The sequence below is a fragment of the Streptomyces sp. NPDC001515 genome (assembly GCF_053597115.1).
In genome coordinates this window covers 59,940-69,955 of record NZ_JBSFHN010000041.1, presented here as the reverse complement: position 1 = coordinate 69,955, position 10,016 = coordinate 59,940, and the positions used below count along the sequence as shown (strand labels likewise).

Genomic DNA, 10,016 nt, shown 5'->3' with positions numbered 1-10,016 from the left:
TCCACACCACCGGCATCGAGAAGAACACCCACGACAACCCCTTCGGCGCCGTCCTCTCCTTCCGCGGCACCGTCACCGACACCACCGTCGAACACCGCCTCTCCGCCACGGTCATCGAGCTGACCGACACCTTCCCGGTGCCCGACGCGACGGCCTTCGCGGTGGGCCAGTGGTGGGCCGTGCGGGTCGACCCGGTCGAGGGCGGCGGCCGGGACGAGCGCGAACTGCAGAAACTCGTCGAGATCACCGAGATCGTCGACGCCCGGCACATCAGGATCGGCTACCTCAACGGCTGGGAACTGGCCGAGGGCCGCACCCTGACCTGGACCCGGATCGAACCCGTACGCGACACCCACATCCGCAACATGGCCTTCGAGGGCGCCGGACCCGACGAGTACACCGGCTCCCACCCCGTCAGCTTCGAGTACGCGGTCGGCTGCGACGTCTCCGGCATCCACGCCACCGGCACCTTCTGGCCGGTCGTCATGCGCCGCTGGTGCACCCGGTTCCGCACCGAGGACTGCTCCCTGAAGAACCCGCCGACCGTCGAGTACGGCGGGGCCGGCTACCTCACCCAGCAGATCTACTGCCTCTACGGGCGGGTCGCCGACTGCACCACCAGCAATGTGCGCCACCTCAACGACCTGACGGCCTCCGCCTACTGCACGGTCGTCAACTGCCACGGCGACGGCGACGACGCGGGCGGCAACCCCTTCACCACCCACGGCCAGTACGAGCACGATCTGCTCTTCGACGGCAACTCCGGCCTGATGGACATCGCCAACTCCGGCGCCCAGTGGGGGATATCCGCCAAGCGGATCACCGTACGCCGGCACGTCTGCTCATGGTTCACCGCCAACACGAAGATCACCGATCTGACGCTGGAGGACATCACGGTCCTGGCCCGGCCGACCTTCGACCAGGCCGGCACCCTCACCGTGAACGCCGACGGCGCCCAGGTGCGCGGCTGCACCGCGAAGACCTTCGCCGTCGCCCAGCGCTCCGCCCGCTCCGCCCGGCCGACGACGGTCAGCGACTGCACCTTCGAACCGCCCGCCGGCGCCGTCCTCGTCCAGACCCCCGTCACCACGCCCGTGCACTTCGTCCGCTGCACCTTCAGGAACGTCGACGGCGCGGTCCTGAGGGGCGCCGGCCCCGTCCACCTCACCGACTGCACGGTCACCGGCACCGAGGACGCGGCCCCGCTCTCCGTCGGCGCCGCCGAGCTGCGCATCGACGGCGGTACGTACGAGAACACCGGCATCGAACTGAGCGCCGTCCGCGACCAGCGGATCACCGTGACCGCAGGCGCCCGCTTCGGCGGCCGGAACCGGGCGGGGGCGTTCCTCGGCCGCGCGGCGGGCCCCGGCACGGTCGTCTGGGACCTCACCGGCCTCAGCAGCACGGCCGCGGACCCCGGCACCGCGCACATCAGGATCGCGGAGGGCACCAATCACTACGCGGCGACCGGGAGCCGTTTCACCGGCGGAACCCTCCACCTGGCCCCCGGCGCCCTCGACTCCGTGCTGCACACCGCCTGCGTCGAGAACGGCACCCGGCGCGCGGCGATGCCCCCTGCCGGTGACCGGGTGCGCACGGAAGGGAACCTGACCCTGTGAACGCCGTCGTCCGCACCACGACCGACGCCGACGACCCGGCCCTGGCCGCCCTGTGGCGCCGCTGCTTCGAGGCGACGCACCTCGGCGACCTGCACGCGCTCGACCCCGACCGCCACCGGCACACCTTCGTCGCCGAGAGCCCGGGAGGCGACGGGCTCGACGCCGTGGTCGTCTATGTGCCGCGGCTGATCCGCGACGCCTCGGGCACCCCCCGCCGGGTCGGCGGCATCGGCAGCGTCGCCACCCGTCCCGAGGCCCGGGGACAGGGCCTCGTCCGGCGGCTCCTGGCGGCGGCCGAGCGGACCATGACGGCCGAGGGATGCGACTGGTCCCTGCTGTTCACCGGCACCCCGGGGGTCTACCGGGGCTCCGGCTGGCGGGAGTTCACCCGTACGTACGCCGAGGGACCCCTCGCGCCCCCGACCGCACCCGGGCCCCTCCGGGTGCGCGAGACGACCTCCGAGGACGCGGTCGAGGTGACCGCGCTGCACCACGCGTACAACGCCGGACGACCGCTCAGCTCCCTGCGCGAACCGGGCGACTGGGCCGTGCGCGTGGCCGCCTGGTACGGCGCCGCCGAACGGCCCCTGGTGGCGGTGGACCCCGCCTCCGGGGCGCTCACCGGCTGGATCGTCGCCCAGCACACCGAGGACCGCGTGCTGGTGAGGGAGTTCGCGGGGGACGGGGCGAGCCTGGCTGCGCTGCTCGCGGCCGTCGCGGCGCGCGGCCGGGCGGCGGGACTGACCCGGGCGCGCGCCGACCTCCCCGACACCCCGGAGACGGCCGCCGCGCTGCCCGCGCTGCTGAGCGACGCCCGGCGGACGAGCGACGACACCGGAATGGCCCGGCCCCTGCGCGCCACCGCCGCGTCCGTCCGGGCCACCGTCACGGCACCGGGCGCGGTCCACTGGTACGGCGACGGCTTCTGACCCGGGACCCGTCCTCGGACCCCCGCCCCGCCCCGGTCCGGCCCGGGGCGGGCGACCGCGTCCCCACCGCGCCGTGTGCCCACCGATCGATCCGCACCATGGGGGCAGCGTCGCACCGTGGGCCCACCCCGGCGCCCGGGAGCCGTCGCGTTCATCGGAACGGGGTGACGACGGGCGTCCCGCCGGGGCCGGGGAAGGGGAGCGAGGCAGTGCCGGCCCGGTGATCGTGATCCTGGAACCCGACGCGATCGCCCGGGCCGACTGCCTCACGGCGGGCGACCGGGCGGACCGCTACGCCTCGACGGCCCGCGCCGCCCGCACCCCGCACACGGCGAACCCCGGGCCCCGGGGCGCGGACAGCGGCGACGGCGTCGTCATCAAGGTGTCGAACCGACTGCGCCCACCGGCTGACGGTCAGGACCCGTCCGCCGGGGACTCCTTGTCGTACGCCGAGGTACCGGAGTCGAGCAGCGGCTCCTGCGTCTTCAGATGCGCGGGGGCGAAGGCCCGCAGCACGTGGTAGCCGGTGATCACGACGATGGTGCCGAGCGCGATGCCGCCCAGCTCGAAGTTGTCCGTGATCTTCAGGCTGACGCCGCCGACCCCGATGATGATGCCCGCGGCGGCCGGCACCAGGTTGAGCGGATTGCGCAGGTCGACCTTGGCGTTCAGCCAGATCTGGGCGCCGAGCAGGCCGATCATGCCGTACAGGATGACGGTGATGCCGCCCAGCACCCCGCCGGGGATCGCGGCCACCACGGCCCCGAACTTGGGGCAGAGCCCGAAGAGCAGCGCGAAGCAGGCGGCGGCCCAGTAGGCGGCCGTCGAATACACCCGGGTCGCGGCCATCACACCGATGTTCTCGGAGTACGTGGTGTTCGGCGGCCCGCCCACCGCCGTCGACAGCATCGACGCGGCACCGTCCGCGGCGATCGCCGTGCCCAGCTTGCCGTCCAGGGAGCGGCCGGTCATCTCGCCGACGGCCTTCACATGTCCGGCGTTCTCGGCGATCAGCGCGATGACGACGGGCAGCGCCACCAGGATCGCGGACCACTCGAAGCTCGGCGCGTGGAACGACGGCAGGCCGATCCAGTCCGCCTTGCCCACCCCCGACAGGTCCAGCCGCCAGTGGTCCACCGCCTCCGCGCCGCCCGCCGGGGAGTGGATCTTGCCGAAGACCCGGTCCAGCACCCAGGACAGGACATAACCGAAGACGAGCCCGAGGAAGATCGCGATACGGGAGAAGAACCCGCGCAGACAGACCACGGCCAGTCCGGTGAACAGCATCACCAGGAGCGCCGTCCACTGGTCCTGCGGCCAGTACGTCGACGCGGTCACCGGGGCCAGGTTGAAGCCGATGAGCATGACCACCGCACCGGTCACCACGGGCGGCATCGCCGCGTGGATGATCCGCGCGCCGAAGCGCTGCACCGCCAGACCGGCGAGGAACAGCACCGCGCCGACGACGAGGACCGCGCCGGTCACGACGGCGCTGCTGCCGCCACTGGCCCGGATCGTCGCGGCCACCCCGACGAACGAGAGCGAACAGCCCAGATAGCTGGGCACCTGCCCGCGGGTGGCCAGCAGGAAGATCGCCGTGGCGACACCCGACATCATGATCGCCAGGTTCGGGTCGAGCCCCATCAGCACCGGGGCCACGAACGACGCCCCGAACATCGCCACCACATGCTGGGCGCCGAGCCCGAAGGTGCGCGGCCAGGACAGCCGCTCGTCCGGACGGACGACGGCGCCCGGGGCGGGCGTCTTCCCGTCGCCGTGCAAGGTCCAGCGCACGCCGAGGCCCGCCATGGTTGCTCCCTGTGGGTAGGTGCGGCGTCCGGCGCCCCGACGGGCGCGGCCTCTCCGCAGAAACGATCAGCGCCATGGTAGTGCCGGGCCGGGCGGCGCTCCCGGCCGGGCCACGCCGCGGGGCCGCGCCCGGGATCTCCCGGCCCCGGCCCCGGCCGCGCACGCCTCAGGAGCGGGGACCCGCCGCCGTGCCGGCCACCCCCGCGTCCGCCGAGGTCACGGCCTTGCGGTCACCGGAACGCAGCACCCCGGCCCCCAGCACCAGACCGAACGCCAGCACCGACACCACACCGAAGGACACCACCAGCGAGGTGGCCTCCGCCAGCGAGCCGATCGCCGACGGAGCGATCAGCCCCGAGGTGTACGTGATCGTCGCGACCCCCGCGATCGCCTGGCTCGGGTTCGGACCGCTGCGCCCGGCCGCCGCGAAGGCGAGCGGGACGACCACGGCGATGCCGAGCCCCATGCAGCCGAAGCCCGTCATGGCCAGCGCCGCGTTCGGAGCGGTGACCACCAGCACCCCGCCGACCGTGGCCAGCACACCACCGGTCCGGACCGTGCGCACCGCGCCGAAGCGGTCGACGACCCGGTCCCCGGCGATCCGTGCGATGGCCATCGTCAGCGCGAACGCCGTCGTCGAGGCGGCCGCGAGACCGGCCGAACTGTCCAGCACGTCCCGCAGGTACACCGCCGACCAGTCCAGGCTCGCCCCCTCGGCGAAGACCGCGCAGAACCCGACGGCACCGATGATCAACGCCGACCTCGGCGGCAGCGCGAACCGCGGCGGCGGCTCCTCGTCCGGCTCGCTGTGCAGATCCAGCACCCGCCGGCAGGCGATCAGGCCCAGCGCGGTGAGCACCAGGGCCGCGATCACATGGTGCAGCCGGGCATCGGCCCCCACATGGGCGGCCACCGTGCCGGCCGCCGAACCGATCAGGGCGCCCACGCTCCACATGCCGTGCAGCCCCGACATGATCGACTTGTCGAGGCGGTTCTCCACCTCGACGCCGAGGGCGTTCATCGCCACGTCCGACATGCCCGCCGAGGCCCCGTACAGGAAGAGCGCCACACAGAGCGTCAGCAGGTTCGGCGCCAGCGACGGCAGGATCAGCGCCAGCGTCCACAGCGCCAGCAGCCCGCGCAGCGCGGTCCTCGCCCCGAAGCGGTGGCTCACCGTGCCGGCCAGCGGCATCGCCAGCGAGGCCCCGATCGCCGGGAACGCCAGGGCCAGCCCCAACTGCCCCGCGCTGACCCCGGCGTGCTCCTGGATCCAGGGCACCCGGGTGGCGAAGCTCCCGGTCACCGCGCCGTGCACGGTGAACACCGCGGCGATCGCGTACCTCGCCCGTTTCACCTCGGCCATGCCGAAAGCAGCCGTGGAATCCGTCGTCATCGTGGTGTGCCCCTCCCTGGAAATACCCCGTCCGCGTGGCGGAGGGCGCACCTGGCCCACCTCCGTCACGATGCGGGCAGTAAACTATCAGGAACCCTGCCTGATAAATAGACCGCCCGGTCCCACCACCGCGGCGGCGATCTGGAAGGATCCCGGCATGCCCGCATCTCCGAGCACCGCCAGGGCCATCAACGACCGGCTTGCCCTGCGCCTCCTCCAGCAGGACGGCCCGTTGACGGCCACGCAGTTGAAGACCCTGACCGGCCTCTCCCGGCCCACCGTCGCCGACCTCGTCGAACGGCTCCAGGGAGCGGGGCTCATCCGGGTCGTGGGCGAGACCGGCGCACAGCGCCGGGGCCCCAACGCCCGGCTCTACGGCATCGTCGCGGACCGGGCCCACCTCGCCGGGCTCGACGTCCGCACCGACAGCGTCGCCGTCGTCGTCGCCGACCTCCTGGGCACCGCCCTCGCCGAGGACACGCTGCCCATCGGCGACGACACCCCCGCCGACGACGCGGTGGAACAGGCCGTCGCCCTCCTGGAACGCACCGCCCGGCGGGCCGGCCGGGCACCGCTCCACAGCGTCGGCATCGGCGCCCCCGGCCTGATCGACCCGGTCACCGGGGACCTGCGCGACAGCAGCGGCCTGCCCGCCTGGCACCGCAAACTCGTCCGCGCCCTCCAGCAGCGGCTTCCCGCCACCGTGCTCGTCGAGAACGAGACCAACCTCGCCGCCGTCGCCGAGCACCGGCTCGGCGCGGCCCGCGACCGCGACACCTTCGTCCTGCTCTGGCTCGGCCACGGCATCGGCGCGGCGGTCATGCTCGACGGCACCCTGCGCCGGGGCGCCTCCGGCGGCGCGGGCGAGATCGGCTTCCTGCCGGTCCCCGGCACGATCGGCATCCCCTCCGCCGCCCACTGCGACGGCGGGTTCCACTCCCTGGTCGGCTCGGCGCCCGTCCTCGAACTGGCCGCCGCCCACGGCATCACCGTCCCCGCGACGGGCGGCCAGGAACCGGGCGCCGCGGTCGCCGTCCGCGCGGCGCTGGCGGGCGACGGTGACCACGAGGCGTTCCTGAACACCCTCGCCGACCGCCTCGCCCTCGGCGCCGCCGCGGTCGCCGCCGTCCTCGACCCCGGCTGCGTCCTCCTCGCCGGCGAGGTCGGCCACGCGGGCGGCGAGGCCCTGGCCGTACGGGTCGAGGAGCGCCTCGCCCTCATGTCCCCCCTGCGCACCGAGGTCCGGGCGGGCCTCCTGGGCGGCGCGGCGGTCCTGCGCGGCGCGGTACTGGCGGCGAGGGAAGCGGCCCAGGACGCGCTGTTCGCCCCGGCGGGCTGAGGTCATCCCTGGCGGGGCGGGGTGCGCCTCTGTCCGGTGGGTGGTGGGTGGTGCCCCTCCGGGGAGACTCCTCAGAAATGGCGTGTGCACCCGGGTACGCAAGGGACCCGGGTCGTACGCCATTTCCTGCGGGGAGTCCCCTGCGCGCCCCCACCCGGCCGGTCGGGCGTCTTGCCCCCGGTGGGGCCTGAGGCCCACGAACGCGCCCCGCCGGTTACCGTCCCCCCGCCGGCGCATCACGCTGTCGCAGACGCGCGACGGCCGGGTCCGGGGGCGTGCAGGGGAGTCCCCGCAGAACGACGAACACAGACCGGGGTGCGTATGCGTGGTGCCCGCACGTTCGTCGTTCGAGGAGACGCCCCGGAGGGACCCCGGACCCCCACCCACCGAACATCAGGCGCCCTGCGGGGAACCCGCACCGCCCAGCCCGTCCGGCGATTGAGGACGGAACCCCGAACACGGGGGACCCGGGCACACGCCCCGGCCCCCCGCGCGGAGAGCGCGTCAGCAGGCGCCGAGGTCCTGCCAGACACCCCACTCACCGGTGGTCCCGGGCGTGTCGCCCTTCGTCCACCACTTCGCCTTCCACTGGTGCGAACCGTGGCTGACGGTCGCCCCCGCGCCGTACTCGGACGTCGCGCTCCAGGCGGCCGCCGCGCACGCGCCCCCCGTGGGGTCGGGGCTCGGCCCGCCCGTGCCGGACGGGTCCGGCGTCGGCGAGGCACCGCCCGGCTCGACGACGGTCGTCCCGCGGGCGAGGTCCGCCGCGAGGGCGTAGGACGTGCCGCCGAAGGTGACGGTCCAGTTCGACGGCGTGGACGTCGGCAGGTAGTAGACGAAGTCGACCTGCACGGAGGCGCCGGGCGCCAGGCTCTGCCAGGCCGGCAGCTTCAGCGAGACTCGGTTGTAGTCGCCCTTCAGCCCGCCGATGTTGTTCGCGGCGGTGTGGTCGCTGCGGACGATCGTCGTGCCGAAGCCGGACTGGTCCTTCGCGTTGGCGGGCGCGGAGGTGGAGTAGTCGAACTGGAACTCCGTGCCGCCGGGCAGCGTCGCCTTGGTGTTGTTGGTGATCTTCAGCTTGGGGCTGATCGGGTAGTTGGAGTCCCCGAGCGGGAACTGGTCGAAGAAGACGTCGATGTTCAGCGCCTTGGTCGGCAGATCGATCGTGGACCGCTTGGCACCGTACGGGGAGGCCGACTTGAAGGTGTCGTACATGGTGGTGGTCAGCGTCGAGCCGGGCCCGTACTGGCCCTTGGCCGCGTTCCAGCCGTAGTCGCCGGCGAGTTCCCAGATCATCGTGCCGCCGATGCCCTTGGCGGCGACGTAGTCGGCCTTGGCCTTCACGGACTGCTCGTCCTCGGTCGAGAGGAAGACCTTGGTCTGGGCGTTCCACAGCCAGGGCGCGACCAGGGTGGAGTCGTAGTTGCGGACATAGGTGCCGGTCAGCTTGGTGCCGGCGGAGAAGCCGTAGTCCGTGACGTAGTCGCCGACGATGCCCTTCTCCAGGTTCTTGGCGTGCCACATCGGGTTGGAGCCGGCCGGGGACTCCTTGCCGTTGGTGTCCTGGTCGTGCCAGAGGTTGTCGATGCCGACGGCACCGTCACCGCACTTGGTCAGTCCGGCGCCGGCCGGGCAGTCGGTCGAGGCCGCCCTGCCCCAGAGGCCGTTGGTGCCGCCCTGGACGTTCTTGAAGCCGCGGGTGTAGTAGGGCAGGCCGATGTTGATGCGGCCCGCCGGCATGGAGCCCCGGAAGTAGTGGTAGGCCCAGTCGGTGTTGAGGTAGCCGGTGCCGCCGTACTGGGAGGTGGAGTAGACGCTCGCCTGGGCGAGCTCCGCGTCCTTGCCGTCGTCGAAGAGCGCGGCGTTGGGGCCGACGTACTCGTTCCAGGCGCCGTGCAGGTCGTACGACATGATGTTGACGTAGTCCAGGTACTTCTGGACCTGGAAGGTCTCCATGCCGCGCAGCAGGTAGCCGGAGGACGGCGCGGCGACGCTGAGCAGGTAGTGCGTGCCGTCGGCGGCGGACGCCCGGTCGAGCTTCTCGCGCAGGGTCTTCATCAGCGCGGCGTAGCCCTTGACGAGGCCGGCCCGGCGGTCGTTGGACAGGGTCCAGTCGAGCGGGTTGCCGGCGTCCTTCATGGTCGTCGGGTACTCGTAGTCGATGTCGACGCCGTTGAAGCCGTACGTGCGGATGAAGGTGACGGCGGAGTCGGCGAACGTGTTGATCCCGGTCTGGTTGACCGAGCCGTCGGCGTTGGTGGCCATGGAGTAGAAGCCGCCGGAGTCGACCCGCTTGCCGTTGTCGTCGAAGTAGCCGCCGGTCTCGGCCCAGCCGCCGACGGAGACCATCGTCTTCACGTTCGGGTACTTCTTCTTGTACTTCGTGAGCAGGTTGAAATGGCCCTTGTAGGGGAGCGCCGGGTCCATCTCGGCACCGGCGACTCCCGGCCACGTCATTCCGGTCGACGCGTTGTTCGGGCCGTCGGCCCCGACGGAGAGCTTGTTGGCCCCGTCGACGTGGGCGAACGCGTAGTTGAGGTGGGTGACCTTGTCCCAGGGGATGTCGGAGGCGAGGTAGGCGGGCTTGCCGTCCTTGCCGGTCCGCCAGTTGGTGAAGTAGCCGATGACGCGCCGCGGGTGGTCGGCGCCCATCTTCTCGCGGCCCTCGGAGTCGTACACGGAGCAGTACGGGACGGCCGTGCCCGGGGTCTCGTAGAGCCCGTCGGGGCGACAGGACTCCTGGTCGGCGGCTTGTGAGGGGGTCGCGGAGAGCGAGCCGATCAGCAGCGCGGCGATGCCGGCGCCGGCGGCGAGGAGCGTGGCTCTCGCGCGGGTGGGGGACAGCACGTTCGGTTCCTCCTGGGGAGGTCGGCAGAACACAACTGGCAGGGGGGTGGGTCGTGTTGGTTCCCGGATGTGCGCACACC

At 72.7% G+C, this 10,016-nt stretch carries 6 protein-coding genes; 3 read left to right on the top strand and 3 right to left on the bottom strand.

Annotated features, from left to right (window positions below; all coding sequences use genetic code 11):
• The coding region (locus ACWCXC_RS32570; RefSeq protein ID WP_450891377.1) for a peptidase C14 at window positions 1-1,619 on the top strand (1,619 nt) is incomplete at its 5' end.
• Window positions 1,616-2,548 carry a GNAT family N-acetyltransferase gene (locus ACWCXC_RS32565; protein WP_450891376.1) on the top strand — a complete coding sequence of 311 codons (933 nt, stop codon included), beginning with the start codon at window positions 1,616-1,618 and terminating at the stop codon, window positions 2,546-2,548. The genes ACWCXC_RS32570 and ACWCXC_RS32565, both read left to right, overlap by 4 nt.
• Before the next feature lie 414 nt (window positions 2,549-2,962).
• Here ACWCXC_RS32565 and ACWCXC_RS32560 read toward each other — a convergent pair whose 3' ends face one another.
• Together ACWCXC_RS32560 and ACWCXC_RS32555 are read right to left on the bottom strand one after the other, a co-directional pair.
• Window positions 2,963-4,357 carry a uracil-xanthine permease family protein gene (locus ACWCXC_RS32560; RefSeq protein ID WP_450685931.1) on the bottom strand — a complete coding sequence of 465 codons (1,395 nt, stop codon included), beginning with the start codon at window positions 4,355-4,357 and terminating at the stop codon, window positions 2,963-2,965.
• A 166-nt stretch (window positions 4,358-4,523) separates the two neighbouring features.
• On the bottom strand, window positions 4,524-5,750 hold the full coding sequence (locus ACWCXC_RS32555; RefSeq protein ID WP_450685930.1) for an MFS transporter: 1,227 nt from the start codon (window positions 5,748-5,750) through the stop codon (window positions 4,524-4,526).
• 157 nt (window positions 5,751-5,907) lie between these two features.
• Between ACWCXC_RS32555 and ACWCXC_RS32550 the strand changes: the two genes are divergently transcribed.
• The gene (locus ACWCXC_RS32550; RefSeq protein WP_450891375.1) at window positions 5,908-7,089 is read left to right on the top strand and encodes an ROK family protein; all 1,182 of its coding nucleotides are present in this window, start codon (window positions 5,908-5,910) and stop codon (window positions 7,087-7,089) included.
• Window positions 7,090-7,593: 504 nt separating this feature from the next.
• On the opposite strand, the gene ACWCXC_RS32545 is transcribed toward ACWCXC_RS32550, so the two are convergent.
• Window positions 7,594-9,936: a chitinase C-terminal domain-containing protein gene (locus ACWCXC_RS32545; RefSeq protein ID WP_450891374.1), complete on the bottom strand. Its 2,343-nt coding sequence runs from the start codon at window positions 9,934-9,936 to the stop codon at window positions 7,594-7,596.
• Window positions 9,937-10,016: the final 80 nt, after the last annotated feature.